6 protein-coding genes and 1 pseudogene are annotated in these 17,844 nt (G+C 64.2%); 3 read left to right on the top strand and 4 right to left on the bottom strand.

Going from position 1 to position 17,844, the window contains the following annotated elements; all coding sequences use genetic code 11:
- A pseudogene (locus tag ACTHNE_RS17245) lies at positions 1–219 on the bottom strand (hypothetical protein); the annotation flags it as partial.
- A 301-nt stretch (positions 220–520) separates the two neighbouring features.
- Between ACTHNE_RS17245 and ACTHNE_RS17240 the strand changes: the two are divergent.
- From ACTHNE_RS17240 to ACTHNE_RS17230, 3 genes are all read left to right on the top strand, one after another.
- The gene (locus tag ACTHNE_RS17240; protein WP_440269889.1) at positions 521–3,166 is read left to right on the top strand and encodes a glycoside hydrolase family 3 C-terminal domain-containing protein; all 2,646 of its coding nucleotides are present in this window, start codon (positions 521–523) and stop codon (positions 3,164–3,166) included.
- Positions 3,167–3,330: 164 nt separating this feature from the next.
- Positions 3,331–5,130 (top strand): beta-galactosidase, encoded by a 1,800-nt coding sequence (locus ACTHNE_RS17235; RefSeq protein ID WP_440269888.1) that lies wholly within the window; start codon positions 3,331–3,333, stop codon positions 5,128–5,130.
- A gap of 65 nt (positions 5,131–5,195) precedes the next feature.
- Positions 5,196–6,170: a sialidase family protein gene (locus ACTHNE_RS17230; protein ID WP_440269887.1), complete on the top strand. Its 975-nt coding sequence runs from the start codon at positions 5,196–5,198 to the stop codon at positions 6,168–6,170.
- 67 nt (positions 6,171–6,237) lie between these two features.
- On the opposite strand, the gene ACTHNE_RS17225 is transcribed toward ACTHNE_RS17230, so the two are convergent.
- From ACTHNE_RS17225 to ACTHNE_RS17215, 3 genes are read right to left on the bottom strand one after another with little or no spacing between them, the layout of a single operon-like run.
- A complete protein-coding gene (locus ACTHNE_RS17225; protein WP_440269886.1) occupies positions 6,238–6,810 on the bottom strand; it encodes a DUF4334 domain-containing protein in 573 nt (190 codons plus the stop codon).
- A gap of 36 nt (positions 6,811–6,846) precedes the next feature.
- A complete protein-coding gene (locus ACTHNE_RS17220) occupies positions 6,847–8,058 on the bottom strand; it encodes a thioester reductase domain-containing protein (RefSeq protein WP_440269885.1) in 1,212 nt (403 codons plus the stop codon).
- Complete coding sequence (locus ACTHNE_RS17215) at positions 8,055–17,699, bottom strand: hydroxymethylglutaryl-CoA synthase (RefSeq protein ID WP_440269884.1); 9,645 nt, start codon at positions 17,697–17,699, stop codon at positions 8,055–8,057. The genes ACTHNE_RS17220 and ACTHNE_RS17215 overlap by 4 nt, the downstream gene beginning before the upstream one ends.
- Positions 17,700–17,844: the final 145 nt, after the last annotated feature.

The raw sequence follows: 17,844 nt of genomic DNA, 5'->3' as shown, positions 1-17,844 counted from the left end.
GTAGTCGGGCGGCAGATAGACGATGACCTTGCGGTCGGGCGATTCGCCTTCGAGATTGCCCTCCAGCGCCTTGGAGTGGACGACGATATTCTGCACGATCACGGGCCTGGCGCCCTGAACCACGGGCGGCACGACGGTCTGGACCTGGGCCTGAACCGCGGGCGCGATCAGGGCCAGCGCGGCTGTCACTAGGCCGCCGATGAGGACTTGCGTTTTCATGAATGTCTCCCTGTTGCGACGGCTGCGAAGGCCATCCGTTATTTTTAAAGCCGTGGCTTGGTCCGCCTTATTGTCAGACTAAACAGCCGGCGGGCCTCACCTGCAAGTGAAATTTGCGAATTCGGTCCGCGTCTGTCGTTAGCGCTGATTTACGATCCTGATTAGAAACAGGAATTGTCGGCGCTTTCGATTCCTGGGTTTACCGATAAAATCTGCTTCCACTTGTCCGACTTTTATATTACCGTTTGGTAGCGCTATCAAATAGCGTGCAAAATCAATAAGACCTACAGGGACTCTCATTATGCTGAAACGCGGCGCATCGACGCTGGCCCTTGCGGCCTGTCTTATCTTCACCCCGGCGGCGCACTCCTCGGCCCAGGCCGCCGCGCAAGACGCAACTAAGGCCGATTCCGTGCGTGACGCAGCCAACGCCAAGGCCGAAGCGCTGGTCGCGCAGATGACGCTGGATGAGAAGATCGGCCAGCTCGTCAATGTTGCGCCCGCGATCCCGCGCCTGAACATTCCGGCCTATAACTGGTGGACCGAGTCCCTGCACGGCGCGCTCGGGTCCGTGCCGACGACCAACTTCCCGGAACCGATCGGCCTGGCCGCCAGCTTCGATGCGCCGATGATCAAGGATGTGGCGGGGGTGATCAGCACAGAAGTGCGCGCCCTGCATACGCTGGGCCGCCAGACGGGCAAGCTTGGCCATATCGGCACGGGGCTGGACACCTGGTCGCCCAATATCAACATCTTCCGCGATCCACGCTGGGGCAGGGGACAGGAGACCTACGGCGAAGATCCGTATCTCACTGGTCAGCTCGCCGTGCATTTCGTTCGCGGCATCCAAGGCGACGATCCGGCGCATCCGCGCGCCATCGCCACGCCCAAGCATCTGGCCGTGCACAGTGGACCGGAAGCCGGCAGGCACGGCTTCGATGTGGATGTATCGCCGCACGACCTGGAAGCCACCTATCTGCCTGCCTTTCGCGCCGCCATCACCGAAGGCCGCGCCGATTCGGTGATGTGCGCGTATAACGCGCTGCACGGTACGCCGGTGTGTGCGAACAGCGATCTGCTCACCACGCACCTGCGTCACGACTGGGGCTTCCATGGTTTTGTCGTTTCCGACTGCGATGCGGTCGACGACATGACCAAGTTCCATTATTTCAAGCCGGACAATGCGCAATCGTCCGCGGCGTCGATCCAGGCTGGCACCGATCTGGATTGCGGTGTTGCGTATGCCGATCTGCTCGAGGCGGTGAACAAGGGCTATGTGAAGGAAGCGGTGCTCGATACCGCACTTACGCGCCTGTTCGCCGCGCGCTATCGCCTGGGCGAATGGGGTGGCGACGCGAGCCCTTACGCCAGCATCCGCATGGATCAGGTGGACAGCGCCGCCCATCGCAAGCTCGCCTTGCAGGCGGCCTTGGAATCGATCGTGCTGTTGAAGAACGACCATGGCGCATTGCCATTGCGCAACGGCGCGAACGTGGCGGTCATCGGTCCCAATGCCGACACGCTGGAAACCCTGGAAGCCAACTATCACGGTACGGCGCGCGCACCGGTCACGCCGCTGGAAGGCTTGCGCGAGCGCCTGGGCACCGAGCGCATTCACTACGCGCAGGGCGCGCCGATCGCCGAAGGCGTGCCGGTGCCGATCCCGGAAACCGCCTTGCGCGCGAACGGTCAGCCTGGCTTGGCCGGCGAATACTTCGCCAATGTTGATTTCAGCGGGAAGCCGGCTGTGATGCACACGGACCGCAGGATCGATTTCGACTGGGATCACGTTACGCCGCTCGACGCCTTGCATGCCGATCGCTACGCGGTGCGCTGGAGCGGCGAATGGCTGCCGCCGTCGCCGGGCGATTACACGCTCGCCGTGCACGTGGACCGCTGCTTCGATTGCAACAATCAGCACGATCCGCTGCGCCTGTATATCGACGGCAACAAGGTGCTCGACGACAGCGGCGACAATACGCACATGCAGACCACGCTGCACGTGACCGATGCGCGGCCACACGCGATCCGCCTGGAATACGTGCACAGCGGCCAGGACCAGGGCGTGCGCCTGCAATGGCTGGCGCCGGCCGACGCACAGTTGGCCAAAGCCCAGGTCGCCGTTAGCAACGCGGACGCGATCGTGGCGTTCGTCGGCCTTTCGCCTGATGTGGAAGGCGAAGAACTGAGCATCGACGTGCCCGGCTTCAACGGCGGCGATCGCACGGATATCGGCCTGCCGCAACCGCAACAAGCTTTGCTCGAGCGCGCTGCGGCCAGCGGCAAGCCGCTGATCGTGGTGCTGATGTCCGGCAGCGCCGTCGCGCTCAACTGGGCCAAGGCGCATGCCGACGCCATCGTGGCGGCGTGGTATCCGGGCGAAGATGGTGGCCGCGCGATCGCGCAGGTGCTGGCGGGCGATTACAACCCCGGCGGACGCCTGCCGGTGACGTTCTATCGCTCTACCCGCGATCTGCCGCCGTTCGTCAGCTATGCCACGCAAGGCCGTACGTACCGTTATTTCGAAGGCACGCCGCTTTATCCGTTCGGCTATGGCCTGAGCTACACGCATTTTGCGTACGCAGAACCGAAGCTGTCGGCTACAAAGCTGGATGCGGGTGGGAAACTCACCGTAACTGCCGTCGTGCGCAACGAGGGCGATCGCGAAGGCGACGAAGTGGTGCAGGTTTACCTGGACGTGCCGGACGATCCGCTGGCGCCGCGGCATGCGCTGGTTGGTTTTCAACGCATCCATCTGGCCAAAAAAGAGAGCCGTCGCGTGAGCTTCGAACTGACCCCGCGGCAACTCAGCGTTGTTGATGCGGCCGGCGAGCGCGCTGTGAAGGCAGGGCACTATCGCGTATTTGTCGGTGGCGGACAGCCTGGCGATGCAGAGGGTGTTACGGCAACGTTTGCCATCGACGGTCGCATGGCATTGCCGAAGTAGCCCGTGTGCGGGAAATAACAGGTTGGGTTAGCGCAGCGCAACCCAATAATGTCGCCCGAACACGTTGGGTTACGCTGCGCTAACCCAACCTACGCCTCATCGCGGCCTGCATGACTCGTCTATCGCAAACAATCAAAAGCTCCGTCGCTGCATGCATGCTCGGCATGTTGATGTGGAGCGGGTGCACTTTTGCAAACACGCCCATCACCATCCAGGGCGATCATTTCGTTCGCGCCGGCAAGCCCCATCAAGTCATTTCCGGCTCGATGGACTTCCAGCGCATTCCGCGCGCGTACTGGAAAGACCGCCTGCAGAAAGCCCGCGCAATGGGCTTGAACACGATCACCACCTACGTTTATTGGAACGCGGTCGAACTCAAGCCAGGGCAGTTCGATTTCAGCGGCGACAACGACGTGGCCACCTTCGTACGCATGGCGCAGGAGCAAGGACTGGACGTGATCCTTCGCCCCGGTCCGTATGTATGCGCCGAATGGGAAGCGGGCGGTTTTCCCGCCTGGTTGTTCGCCGACCCACATCTGCACGTGCGTACGCAAGATCCAAAATACCTGCAGGCGGTGGAACGCTACTTCCAGCGGTTGGGCAAGGAACTGGCGCCGCTGATGGCTGCGCATGGCGGGCCGATCATCGCCGTGCAGGTCGAGAACGAATACGGCTCCTACGGCGACGATCGCACGTATATGGCGCAGATCCACCAGGCGCTGATCCGCGCCGGCTTCGGCACCGATCTGATGTTCACCTCCGATGGCGCAGACCTGCTGGGTAACGACGCATTGCCCGGCGTGCTGGCGGTGGTCAATTTCGGCACCGGCAAAGCGAAAGACGCGTTCGCGAAACTCGAGGCGTTCCGGCCCGATCAACCGCGCATGGCCGGCGAATACTGGGCCGGCTGGTTCGATCATTGGGGCGAGCCGCACGCCCATACCGATGCCGGCGTGCAGACGAAAGAACTGGCATGGATGCTGAGCCAGGGTTACTCCGTCAACCTCTACATGTTCGAAGGCGGCACCACCTTCGGCTTCATGAACGGCGCCAATTTCCAGGGCAATCCCAACGATCACTACGCGCCGCAGACCACCAGCTACGACTACGACGCGCCGTTGGATGAAGCAGGTCGGCCGAAGCCGAAATTCGCGATGTTCCGCGACGCGATCGAAAAGGCCACCGGCATCAAGCCGCCGCCGCTGCCTGCGCCCGCGCCGTTTACGGCGGTGCCCGCGTTTACGCTTACCGAATCGGCATCGCTATGGGACAACTTGCCCCAGGCGGTGACCACAGAGCAGCCGCAGCCGATGGAACAGTTCGGCCAGGCGTACGGCTACATCCTCTATCGCACGCAAGTGAGCGGCCCGGTGAAGGCGCAGCTTTATCTGGGTGAGGTACGCGACTACGCAACGGTGTACGTCGATCGCAAGCCGATCGGTACGGTGGATCGGCGTCTTAAACAGGCAGGACTGCCGATCACGCTCGATGCCGGCGCGCATACGCTCGACGTGCTGGTGGAGAACACCGGACGCATCAATTACGGGCCGCATCTCGCGGATGGCCGCGCAGGGCTGGTCGATCCGGTGATGCTGGATGGCAAGCAACTGCACGGTTGGCAGACCTATCCGCTGCCGATGACCTCACCGGATGCGATCCGCGGATGGACCACGCAGCCGGTAAGCGGACCTGCGTTTTATCGAGGTCACGTCAAGGTGGCGTCGCCAGCCGACACGTTCCTGGACATGAGCGCGTTCGGCAAAGGCTTTGCTTGGGTGAACGGGCACAATCTTGGGCGCATCTGGAATATCGGTCCGCAGCGTTCGCTGTATTGGCCGGCGCCATGGATGGAACAGGGCGACAACACGGTGGTAGTGTTTGATTTGCAGGCGCCGAACGGTAGGGTGGTGCGTGGCGCCACGCAGCCGGTCTGGTACGAACCGGACGTAAAGACGGCCAAATGATATTCACGCGTTCGCTCATGCGCTCGGCGCTAATGTCCTTGCTGACCGCCACGTCGCTGCCGGCCATGGCAACTGACCCGATTGTCCTGCGTGAATTTATCGCCACCACGCCGCCTACGCCGCAAAGCCATGCCTCCACCATCGTGGAGACGCCGGCAGGTCTCGTCGCCGCCTGGTTCGGCGGCAAGCAGGAACGCGATCCCGGTGTGGGCATCTGGCTGTCGCGCCACGTGCACGGTCACTGGACGACGCCGGTCGAAGTAGCGAACGGCGCGCACCCGAATGGGCTTCGCGAACCCACCTGGAACCCGGTGCTGTTTCTGCCGCATCACGGGCCGCTGATGCTGTTCTACAAGGTCGGCCCCGATCCGCAGCACTGGCGCGGCATGCTCAAGACATCCGGCGACAGCGGTGAACACTGGTCGGATGCGCGTGCATTGCCGGCCGGCATGCTCGGCCCGATCAAGGACAAACCCGTGCAACTGGCCGATGGCACCATCATCAGCCCGTCGAGCGCGGAGCAGGGGCGCTGGACGATCCACTTCGAGCTTTCCACCGATGACGGCACCACTTGGCAAACCAGCCAGCCGGTGCCCAATCCCGATGCCATCGAGGCGATTCAGCCGAGCCTGCTGCACTGGCCGGATGGCAGGCTGCAGGCGATCGGCCGTACGAAGCAGGATCGCCTGTTCTCAACCTGGTCCGCGGACGGCGGGCATACCTGGTCGGCGCTGAAGCTGCTGGACGTTCCCAATCCCAACTCCGGCATCGACGCCACGATCCTGGCCGACGGCCGCGCCTGCCTGGTCTACAACCCGACCACGCACGGCAAGCACTGGTGGGACGGCCGCGGCACGCTGGCCGTGGCGATATCAAGCGACGGGGCGCATTGGAAACAGGTGTTGGTGCTGGAGCAAGCGTCTGCTGCGGAGTTTTCCTATCCGGCGGTCATCCAGGGCAAAGAAGGGCGTTTGCACGTGACGTATACATGGAAGCGCTTGCGCATTGCACACGTGGTGATCGATCCGCAGCGGCTTTAGAGGCTGCAGGCATGTTGGCCGGGTCCTTGCGGAGAGAAGGGGAATTCGGGGGCGTGATGGTCGAGAATCAACCCGTATGGCGACGAAGCACGAAGAAGAAAGGCTGCGCCATGTCCCGAAGATCCATCACGCCAAGCAGGGTGTCATGATTCACCCGGCGGAAGGTGTCCAGTATTGGCCAATGATCATAAATCATGGTTGCGCTCGTCACCCCCCGATGTTCCATCATGCGCAAGCGTGCCATGGGACGGCGTGTACGCAGCAACGGGGCCGCGGCGGCGAATGCGCGGCAGGCGGCCTTGTGACGAAGCCACCCCGGATGCCTGACCATCAGATTGATCGGCATGCGCCGCGGATGGAAAGCAACCACGTTGCCCTGGCCGTGGCAAAACAGCAGCGGCTGCACGTCCTCCGGGGAGGTGAAGGCCTTGCCGTACCAGCCGTAAGCTTCCAGCAGGCCATCGATGGGGTGGGCGGTAGGAAGCCCGCTGCCGCGCCATCGGCCGATCATTTCGTGCACGTCCACGGCCGGAAGCGTATCGAAAAAGGCCCATGCTTCCGCGGTCGAGGCACCGCGGGCTTCGTGCTCCGCCAGCCATGTTGCGGGGATCGTGGAAAACAATGCCTGCCCAGTGGTCATGACCATGCTCCAAGCTGCACTTGCATGCGGCGAACTTCACGCGCTCTGCAGCAATCGCGCCACCAGGGTGTCGCCCGGTGGCGGACACACGATGCCCGTACCGGCGAGCGCCGCTACGGTGCGGCTGCAATCGTAGACGGGAAAGCCTTGCTGCAATTCCTGCAATCCGGTGCCCAGCGTCGCGCCGCGCACCAGCGATGCCAATGGATGCTGCGGTGTGGTTCGCGCAGCTTCGCGCATGGCGGCCAGCCAATCGTCCAAGGGAAGGATGCGCAGCGGCAGGCCCAATCGCTGCACGGCGGCCTGCCATTGCGCTGCGGTCAGCGGCTGTGGATTGGCTAGGTGAAACACGCCAGTTGAAATCGGTGCGCGAGTCAGTAGCGCAACCGTTGCCGCGCTGACGTATTCGACCGGCACCAGATCCACCGATCCGGTCAGGGCTGGCAACAGGCCGGCCGCTATCGATGCCGCCGCCAGGCGTGCCTGCAGCTGGTATTGCGGACGGCGTCCGGAGCGCACGTCACCGATCACCGTGCCGACGCGCAGGATGGAAGCGGGTAATCCTGCGGCGGCGGCCAGTTCGACCAGCCGCTCGGCAGCCCATTTTGACTGGCCGTAGCCGCCACCGAGCGCATCCACCGGCGGCGGCGGGTCGTATTCGAAAATCCGTTCGTGCCCCAGCTGGCGAATGCCTCCGGCTGGCGTAACGGCCATGGTGGTGGAAATGTGGACGAAGCGACATGCCGCCTGCGCTGCAAGTTGCAGCAGATAGCGCGTCGCCGAGACGTTCGCTGCGCACAATTGGTGATAGGGCGCCACGAAATTCACCTCGGCGCCGTTATGCAGTACCGCATCGATCCCCTCGACAATGGCCTCCCAGCGAGGCGCGCGCAGGCCGCAACGCGGTGCGGTCAGGTCGCCGGTTTCCAGCGCAACGCGCGCCGCCAGTTCGCGGGTTTCCAGGCCGTAGCCGCGCATGGCCGTCTCCAGCCGCGCCATGCCTGCTTGTGCATGTTCGGCGCGAACAAGGCAATGAATCATGGCGGAGGTGGACCGTAACAGTGCATCGACCAGGTGCACGCCGATAAAGCCCGTTGCACCCGTCAACAGAATGCGATCCAGTGGACGCGCTGCCGTCGCGCCGTGTGCCAGCAAGGTCCCTGGCAGCAGCGTCAGATCGTCGGCCACGCGCTCGGCCAGCGAGGTCTGCGGTGGTTCGATCACGGCGCCATGCAGCTTCTGCGTCATGAGCGAGCGCCTTCGAGTTCCGGCAGCGCGGCGACATCGTTGCTTCCGGCAGAGGACACTCCCGGGACTGCCGATTGGCCGTGACGCGCATACGTGCGCTGTCCCCATGCGTCGACCCGCAGCAGATAAAACACGCCATCGAGCCGGCCCTTCGACGCCATGGGCACGTAATCGAAGCGTCCGTAGGCCGATGAATATTGTCGGGTCAAGGCGATGAAAGGTATCGGCTCATAGCGGCGGCGCGCCTTGAGTCGTGCATCGATGTCCCGATCGATCAGCGGCGGCTTCGCCACCTCCATCCGATAGAAGCTTGCGCTGGAGCCGGAGCCGTAGGAATACACCCCGATCCGCTTGCCGACGATCGAGTCATGGCATTGCAGCAGCAGGGAATACAGATTGACGTAGACCGATGCCGTATAGGTGGAACCGATCTGCCGCGTCAGATAGGTGCTTGGCTGCACCATCGTTTCGAACATCGCGCGTTTTTCCCGCAGCGACAGCGCGGGGGCTTCGTTCTCGATCACCCGGTCGAAGGCGCGCTTGATCAGGTACGTGCTGGTGCAATGAAAAACGAAATGGTCGTGGGTGCCCAGCAAACCGCTACCGAGGCGCTCCGATAAGCCCCTCTGGCAGGCATCCAGGCAGGCCGTATAAAGATCGATGCTGTGCTTGCCGTCGCGCATCAACGGGAACGGGTCGGCCCAGCCGACGGGCTTGTAGAAATCCCAGCGATGCAGCATGTGGGAGGCGCGCTCGGGTTTCATCACCAGCGCGGCGTCCGGCCCGATCAGCATGGCCACGGCGGCGGCGCCATTCAAATACGATTGCTGTTCGTTGAGATCGGCGATGTCCACGCACACCACTAGGCCATAGCGTCCGTCCCAGGCTTCGCTTTGGCACCACGCGATGGTGTTGAACAGTGCCGAGGTACCGCCGTAGCAGGCGTTGTACGTATCCACGCCTTCGATGTTGCTGCAGCCGTGCGCCTCGAATAGCTGCATCACATAGGACTTGATGCTCTTGCTGCGATCCACCTGGCTTTCGGTGCCGACCTCCAGCCGGCCGATCTGCGACCAGTCGATGCCGTAGCGCTCCATCAGACGCTGCACTACCGTCAAGGCCATCGACACGGTGTCTTCATCGTCACCGCAGAACGTGACCGCCTCCTGGCCGAGGCCCACGGTGTATTTGCCCGGGCAGCCATGATGACGCTCCATGTCGGCTTGCAGCACCATGTGGTTGGGGAAGTACAGCTCCATCGCAATGATGCCGGCGTTGTGTGCGCGTACCGGCGCTGCGCCGGCAGGCGAAGCAGGGAGCACGGCCACGGGCGGGTTTGCAGCGGGCGGCGGAGTTGCCGGCGCCAGCGGGGTGTTGCTTGCTTGCCGTGGCGTGATCGCTGCAGCCGTGGAGACCCATGGCCGCACTTCGCCCTGCCAGGTGCCGGTGAACGCGTCGCCCTGCGTCACGCATCGTGCGATGCCCAGGCTTTCTCGCGCCAGGCGTGCAAGATCGACCGGCGGACGCATGAGGGCGGTGGTCGCGCGCACGCCCGCAGCCGGATGCTGCGCGATATGACGCGCCATCTGCCTGGCGGCTGCCTGCGCCTCGGCCAGGGTCGGATGCACTTCGTTGACCAGGCCCAGCTCCAGCGCCTGTTCGGCGGTCAGCGTGTAATCGTGCAGGTAAAGCTCGGATGCCCAGCGCCGACCTACCAACTGTTGCAGCGATTCGGACATCAGCATGCCTGGACACACGCCGCGCGGCAGGTTGCCGACATTGAAGCTCGCATCGGCCGAGCAGATCCGGTAATCGGCGTTCAACATGGCAGCCAGTCCGCCGCCCACGACCTTGCCGTGTACCACGCAGATGACCGGCACCGGCAACTCGCGCATGCGGGTGAAGGCGCGGTAGATGTCGAAGACCTGATGCGCGGCCGTCAGTACCGGCATGGCTTTCATCGTGGCGGTAAACCGATACGGGTTCACTCCCACGCAGAAATGCGCGCCGTCGCCCTGCACGATGACGGCGCGAACGGCTTGCAGCTGCTGGACAGTCGCCATGGCGCGATGTAGATCCCTGGCCATGGGTGCATCGATGGCATTGCTATGCAAAGCATCGTTGAGTTCGATCACTGCCACGCCATCGGCTGCATCATGCTGCACGCGCACCAGTGGTTGTGCGTCGTGCGTGGCTTCATTCGCCGACGCACCCAATGCACCCATGGTCACCAAGGCCGATGCCATGTCGGGTGCCGGGCACCGGGTTTGGCAGGCGTGCAGCAATGTCGGCTCGATGGTGGCCAAACGCATAAGCAGGCGTTTGAGTTCCTGCTCGATGTCCTGTTTGGAACCCATCACGTCCACCAATCCGTACCGCCTGGCGGTACGCGCATCGATGGCGTCGCCGGTGAGCATCAGGCGGCGGCAATCGGCCGCGCGAAGTCTTCGCTGCGCCGCTACGCTCACCACGCCGGGCAATCCTCCGCGGCGTATTTCGGGAAAGCCGAACGTGGCCTCGTCGGTAGCCAGCACGATGGAAGCGAGGCTGGGAAAAAGCATGCCGCCGCCGCGACAGGCGCCTTCCACCACGCAGATGATCGGCATGGGCGCCGCTTCCAGCAGATTGGACAGTTCGGCAAATCGCTCGAGTCCTTCGCTCATGGTTGCATCGCCGAAACTTGCCTCACCCAGATCCATGCCCAGGCAGAAGTGTTCGCTGCCTGGCGTCGCGCGCAGCACCAGCGTTTGCCGGCAATTGCGCAAGGTTTCGATCAAGGGTGCCAGTTCGGCAGCCGTAAGGGCGGGCGGCAGATGGACGACCTGTTCTTCCGTGCGCGCCGGCTGGAAGGATCGCAGCGGAACCGCCATGGCTGCATCCGGTTCGGATACGAGCGAGAGCGGTGGCGGTGTGTTCAGCGCTGCCGCCACGGCCTGCGGTGTGCTGGAGACGTTGACGGTGATGTCCGGTCGCGGCGCAGGCGCGTGCGCTACCCGTGGCGCTTCAACGAGTGCAGGGGCTTGTGCGATGGCATCGTGCGCAGGTCCTTTCTGCGCGGCGATCGCGTCGACCAGGCTTCGGGTGCTGGCCCCCGTCAATAAGTGCGTCTGCGAGATTTCCACCGCATAGCGATTTTGCATCCATGACAGAAGCTCCACTGCACCAAGGGAATCGAGCCCCAGTTCGGCGAGCGGCGCATCCGCTTCGATCTCCCCGGCCTTCGCACCCAGCAGCGTGGCCACTTGTTGCCGCACGTCCTGTTCGATCTCGCGCGCATCGACGGATTGGACCGGCATGGGGGATGCAACAGCACCGCCGGCCAACACGGCCTCCACCAGCGTGCGAGCGGTAGCACCCGTGAGCAGTTGCGTTTGCGAGATGGCGACACCGTAGCGGTCTTGCAGCCATGAGAGCAATTCCACCGCGCCGAGCGAATCCAGGCCCATTTCGGCAAGCGGCGTATCCAGTTCGATTTCGTCGGCGCGTGCGCCCAGCAGCGTAGCCACCTGTTCGCGCGCGGCCTGTTCGATGTCCGTCGCTGGTGGCATCTGCCTGGTCGTGCTCGTCTTGGGCGGTTGTGTCGCCAAGGCGTCGCGCGGCACGAGATGGGCGAAGAACGCGCGGCGCCGCGGGGCCAGGTTCCAGTAGCCGCGCCAGCGCGGCGCATCCAGCGCCACCACGGGCGGACAGGCCTGCGGATTGGCGAAGAGGCGTTCCAGCCAGCCTTCCAGGTCGGCGCTCGAGATGGCGGCAAAACCTTTGCCGGTGTTGAGCTGCAATTCCAGCAGGTACCGGGTTTCGCTCAGCCGTCCGGCGCCCAGGGTGATCGGCAGATCGATCGCGATACCGGGCAGGCGTTGCGCGCGGCGATGTCGCGCCAGCTCGTGCAGCGCCGCGTTGGCCGCGACATAAACTGCCTGTTGCGTGTTGCCGTGCAGGCCGCCGAGCGAAGAGAACAGTACAAAGTGACGCAGCTTGTGCGCGGCCGTCAAACGATGCAGCCGCCACGCGGCTTCCGCTTTCACAGACCAGGTTTCCAGCGAGCCAGGTTCGATCTCGGTCGCCTTTTCCGCGCCGAACGAGGTGGCCAGGTGGAACACGCCGGTCAGGTTCGGTTCGCGCGCCAGTAGCTCTTCCAGCGGCCCGTCTTCGCGCAGATCCAGTGCGATGGGCTCGATGTGGCAACGCGGGTAGTCGCGCTGCAAGGCTTTGATCGCCAGTGCGGCGCGCCGTGTGATGTGCGCGCGCCGGCCGGCCAGCAAAAGGCGTCCGGCGCCACGCTCGGCCAGGAAGCGGGCCAGGGCCAGGCCGATGCCGCCCGTACCGCCGGTGACCAGCAAGGTTTCGTGCATGCCGAACAGTGCATGCGCAATCGGCTCGGCCTGGGCCTGCAATGCCAGGGCTGCGCCATCGCCACGCGCAGGCATGGCGAGCACCACCTTGCCCATGTGATCGCCCGCGGCCATCAGGCGAAAGGCATCGAATGCCTGGCTGGCCGCAAAGACGGTGGCGGGCAAGGCCGCGGCTTTGCCGCAGCCCAGGCGCGCGGTGCATTCCTCCACCAAGGCCCGCAGACGCTGCGGATGCGTTTCGGCCAAACCATCGATGTGCACGCTATGGAAGGAGATGTTGTTCTTCAAAGCCAGCAGCCCGAGCGCCGCATCGTCCAGAATGTCGCGCTTGCCGATTTCCACATGCCGTCCGCCCGGTGCGAGGCAGCGCAGGCTTTCGCGCAAACCGTCGCCGGCGAGGCTGTTGAGCACTACCTCCACGCCACGGCCTTGCGTGAATGCGTGGATCGTTTCCACGAACTGCGCAGGGCGGCGGGAGTCGAACACCAGGTCTACGCCGAGCGTCTGCTGCAGATAGCTGCGCTTTTGTTCGGAGCCCGCCGAGGCGATGATCTGCGCATCAAGCGCGCGCGCCACCTGCACCGCCGCCTGCCCGACGCCACCGGCCGCCGAGTGGATCAGCACGGTTTCGCCGGGCTGCAAACGGGCGATGTGATGCAAAGCTTGCCAGGCGGTGGTGTAGACGCCCAGAAAGCTTGCGGCTGCCATATCGTCCACGCCTTCGGGTTTGAGTACTGCGTTGCGCGCCTGCACGATGGCCGTGGTGCCGAACAGCGCGCAACGCTGGCCGTCCTGAGCGGTCAACGTGAGCGCCATCACTTTGCGACCGGGCTGCAGTTCGGGATAAAGCGTGGGTACGTCGGCACCGGCTTCGATGATGGTGCCGCAGCCTTCAAGGCCGAGCACCGGCCGGTAGCCCGGCAGCATGCCTAGCGCCACCATCACGTCCTTGAAATTGAGCGCCGCCGCTTGGACCTCGATACGGATTTCGTCCGCGCGAAGGCTTTCGTTCTGGGTGTGGACGCTCCGCCAGCGCAGGCTGGCCAGCTGGCCAGGTTGCGCGATTTCGAGTCGCAAGGCTCCTGTTGGTACAGGGGGCGGCAGCGAATCGATCGGCACCAGGCGAGGCACTTGCCAGCCGTTTCCGTCCCAACGCAGTTCGGGGTCGGCACCGAAGCCCTGCTCGCACAGTTCAAGCAAGGCTGCCGCTGCCTTGCCATCAAGGCGCGCAGGCAAGCCGATGGCGCAGATGTCCAGTTGCGGCAGTTCGTTGCGCGCAGCACGGGCAAACCCCCAAAGCGGGGAAGGTGGCGCGCCCTCATCTTCTTCGATCACGAACACCAGTGTGGGTGCCGGTTCGATGCGGTTGATTCGTGCGAGCAAGGCGCTGGCATCCTGTAGCGACTGACGCCCGTCGATAACCACCGTTGCCGCCTCCACGTCGTCGGTCAGCGTGGCGGCAGGCCATGCTTCCCGTCCTGCGCCAAACAGGCAGGCACGCAGCAGTCGTTTCGGTGCAGGTGCATGGTCGGCAAGCGCGACGACATCGTCCAGCGGCGCCAATACCCCATGCGGTGCCATCCAGCGTTGTCCGGTGCTGCCGATGACCAGATCGAAGCCGAGCGGTTCCGGCGGATCATCCGGCTGCAGCGGGTGACACCAAGAGGGTGCATCCGCTGGCAATGGTGCCGCGCTTATCAGATACGGCATGCAGGCTGCCTGCAGCGTTGAGTCCGGCAATGCCTGCAGCGTCTTCAGCGCGATACGGCCGATGGAAAGATCGAGTATCCGCAGGCTGCGTTTGCCTGTATCGGCCGCATACAAGCGCACCAGGCAGGCGGCCGGATCGCGCCAATCCCAAGCGCGAACCGCGGCGGGCAGGCCACGAAGTTCATGCACGACGGTAAAAGCCTGAGGCATGGTCGCGCGCGATGACTTCATCCGCTGCAGGCGCAATGCGGTAACGCGTGCGATCTGCGCGCCATCGGGGGCGTAGATGACGAGATCGCCTTCGGCCCAATCCCTGCCCAGATCCGTCAGCGAGGCGTGGCACCACACCTCGCGCGCTTGCGCGCTGGCCGGCCATCCATCCAGGGCGCCGATGCGCATCGGCACATAGCCGTGCACGTCCAGTCCGAGCAGTGCGGCAAGGGTCTGGAAACAGCCATCGAGCAGCACGGCATCGCCTGCCCATCCACGCGGAACCGTCTCTGGAACGCGCACGCGCGCCATGGCCTCCGCATCGCCCACGCGCAGTTCGGCCAGGCTGCGGAAAGAAGGCCCGAAATCGAGACCACCGTGGCGGCGCCATGCTTCATACAGGCGCGCCGGATCTGCGGTGGAACAGCGTTGCAGTATGTCTTGGAGCGCTTCGGCGTTACCCGCTTGCGGCGTTGCGCCGAGGCTGCAGGACCATCGGGCGCTGCCGTCAGCCTGCCATTCCCAACGTTCGCCTTCGTGCGTCCATTCCAGGGTGATCCTGTCGCGCGTGCTCCATAGCGGCAAAAAACGGCGGAATGCGATTTCTCGCAACGGCTTGGTCACTCGCGCCAGTGCAAGCGCCACCCATCCCGCGCCCGGCATCACCACGCTGCCTTCGACTTTGTGGTCGGACAGAAAACCATGCGTATCGGCGTCGAGGGTGATGGCATGGGGGGATGCTTCGGCTATGGCCGGCGACGGCGGCGTGCCGCGTGAGGGCACTTTCCATGTGACGCTGCGCAGCGGCGCATCGTGCTGCCACGCGACGCGGGGCAGGGACACGAAGCGGGTAGGCGCTTGCACTGCGGCCCAGCGCACGTCCGTGCCGCGTGCGAACAATTCGGCCAGGCATTGCAGCAAGGCGATATCGCCCTTGGTTCGGCGGTCTTGCGCGCACAACACTCCCTGCTGGTGCGCCATCAAATAACTGGACAGCACCGGTACGGGCGATATCTCCACGAAGAGATCGCCGTGCGCCGCGGCCGCGCGTGCACCCGCGGCAAAATCGACGGCGTTGCGGATGTTGCGCAACCAATAGTCCTTGCCGAGCCTGTCGCCAGGCGTGACCCCGGTAGCGTCAGCCACCGTGGAGCAGAACGCAGTGGCGGTGGCGTTGGCGCTGACCTCGCCCAAGCGTTCCCGCAGCGCGGGAAGCACGGCATCGACGTGCGGGCTGTGGTATGCGCGCGCCACTCCCAGCTTGGCGCCGCGTACGCGGTGCTGTCTGGCGTATTCCAGCAATTGATCGATGGCTTGCGTGTCGCCGGACAAGGTCAAGGCTTCCTCACCGTTGCGCGCCGCCACGACGATGCGGTTTTGCAAGCCCAGCTCGTGCAGCACGGCGCTGGTGTAAGTTTCATCGGCGGACCATGCAGCCATCGCACCGGGCGGCATGTCGTGCTGTGCCCTGGCGCGTTCCCAGGTCAGGCGCATGAGCGTGGCCAGGTCGATGGCGCCGCAGGCCCACGCCCCAGTCATTTCCCCGGTGGAATGTCCAAGCACGGCCGAGGGCAGCACGTTCGCGTCGCGCAGCAGCGCGGTCAGGCCGATCTGGGTGAGCACGATGCAAGGCAGCGCCACCAATACATTTGAAAGACTGTCCGCATCCAAGTCGACGCGACCGAAGCCATAGCGTTCCACCAGCGAGTTGCCGGAGCAGGCTGCATACAATCGGTCGGCTTCGTCCACGGCATGGCGAAACGCCGCAAACTGCTGATACAGCGGCAGACCCATCGACGGATGGTGGCTGCCTTGCCCGCTGTAGGCAAAAATCAATTGCGGCGCCTTGCCTTTGACCTCGCCGTCGATCACGACGGCGCCCGTACCGAACACGTCACCATCGATGGCCAGTCGAACGCGCCGGTGGCGCAAGCTCGGCAAAGCCACGCCTGCCCACGGCACGGCATCGGCGCGCTCGGTCGGCGCCATCGCGGCAAAGTCTGCTTCCAGTTGCGCGACGCTTTCGCGCCGAGGCGCACTGAGCGGCAGTACGCGGCACCATGCCGGCGCACTGATCTGCCCCGGCATGTGCTGCGCAGGTTTGAGCAAAGCAAATGCGTTGGCGCCGCCAAAGCCGTAGGAACACACGCCGATGGCGGGGTCGCCACCCAGTTCGCTGTCCGGTAGCGGTTCCACGGCGGTGGGGACGCGTATGCGCAACGCTTCGGCATCGATGCGCGGCGACCAATGATGGTGGCCGACCGTCGGTACCAACTGCCGGTGATACAAGCACAAGGCCGATTTGATAAGGCCCACGATGCCGGCGCCGGTTTCCAGATGCCCGGTATGCCCCTTGACCGAGCCGATCGCCAACGGCGCACGGCGTTGCCCTACCACCGCAGTGGCAATGGCTGTAGCTTCGATGGGGTCGCCCGCTGCGGTGCCGGTGCCATGAGCCTCGATATAGACGACCTGTTCGGGAGCCACGCCGGCCTGCTCCAGCGTGCGCCGGATCACGGCCGCTTGACGTTCGCCTGAAGGCAGCGTCAGGCTGGCCGTCTTGCCATCCTCGTTGGCGTTCCAGCCCACGATCTCGGCATAGACACGGCGCAGTGCCTGGAACGGACGATCGTGCCGCCCGAGCACCACCACACCGCAACCTTCGCCACGCACGAAACCGTCGGCTTGCTCGTCGAACGGCGAGCACTTGCCGCGTGGAGAAAGCATGTGCGCATGGGAAAGGCCAACGAACGGAGAAGGCCCCAGCATCGCATTGACTCCGGCGACCAGCGCGAGATCGCAATCGCCGGTGCTGAGGCTTTGGCATGCCAGATACAGTGCCGTCAACGCGGACGAGCAGGCGGTATCGACGGCCAGGCTGGGCCCTTCGAGATTCAGGACGTAAGACAGACGATTGGCGATCACCGCCAGCGCATTGCCCGACATGGTATGCGCGGTCATGTGCTCGGGATCGGAAAACGCCAGGCCCAGCGATTCGGCCATGCCGGCGCCGACGTATACGCCGACGCGCCGATCTTCCAAAGCTTGTGGATTGATGTTGGCGTCGAACAGCGCTTCGTGCGCAACTTCGATCGTCAGGCGCTGCTGCGGATCCATCTCCAGCGCTTCGCGAGGCGACAGGCGAAAATAGGCGGCATCGAAACGATCGATGTGATCCAGCCAGCCAGCACGGAACGTGCAGGAACGACCCGGTTCGTCAGGTGCCTCGCTCAAGAAATTTGCAGCCTGCCAGCGATCAGGCGGCATCTCGCCAATGGCGGTGCGCTGCCCTTTGAGGAACTGCCAGAACGTGTCAGGAGAATGGGCGCCGCCAGGAAAACGGCAGCCAATGCCGATGATTTCTATCATATGCATCACTCCATTGCAGGGCCCTTGAAGAAAGGCCTCGGCGGTGTTCCGCCTTCATCCAAGCTGCGAACGCAACCATGGCCGGACGCTACGTCATGCCTGGTGGCGCGAAGATGACGTTGAGAGGGGTCGCGGTGAACGGCTG

Origin of the sequence: Dyella sp. (assembly GCF_051954575.1) — a bacterium.
Lineage (GTDB): Bacteria > Pseudomonadota > Gammaproteobacteria > Xanthomonadales > Rhodanobacteraceae > Dyella_B.
This window is presented reverse-complemented; position numbering and strand designations above follow the sequence as displayed.

What these genes read in the sequence shown, in the direction of transcription:
- ACTHNE_RS17230 (WP_440269887.1), top strand. Translation starts at nt 5,196, where the DNA reads ATGGCAACTGACCCGATTGTCCTGCGTGAATTTATCGCCACCACGCCG.
- ACTHNE_RS17240 (WP_440269889.1), top strand. Translation starts at nt 521, where the DNA reads ATGCTGAAACGCGGCGCATCGACGCTGGCCCTTGCGGCCTGTCTTATC.
- ACTHNE_RS17215 (WP_440269884.1), bottom strand. Translation starts at nt 17,699, where the DNA reads ATGATAGAAATCATCGGCATTGGCTGCCGTTTTCCTGGCGGCGCCCAT.
- ACTHNE_RS17225 (WP_440269886.1), bottom strand. Translation starts at nt 6,810, where the DNA reads ATGACCACTGGGCAGGCATTGTTTTCCACGATCCCCGCAACATGGCTG.
- ACTHNE_RS17235 (WP_440269888.1), top strand. Translation starts at nt 3,331, where the DNA reads ATGTTGATGTGGAGCGGGTGCACTTTTGCAAACACGCCCATCACCATC.
- ACTHNE_RS17220 (WP_440269885.1), bottom strand. Translation starts at nt 8,058, where the DNA reads ATGACGCAGAAGCTGCATGGCGCCGTGATCGAACCACCGCAGACCTCG.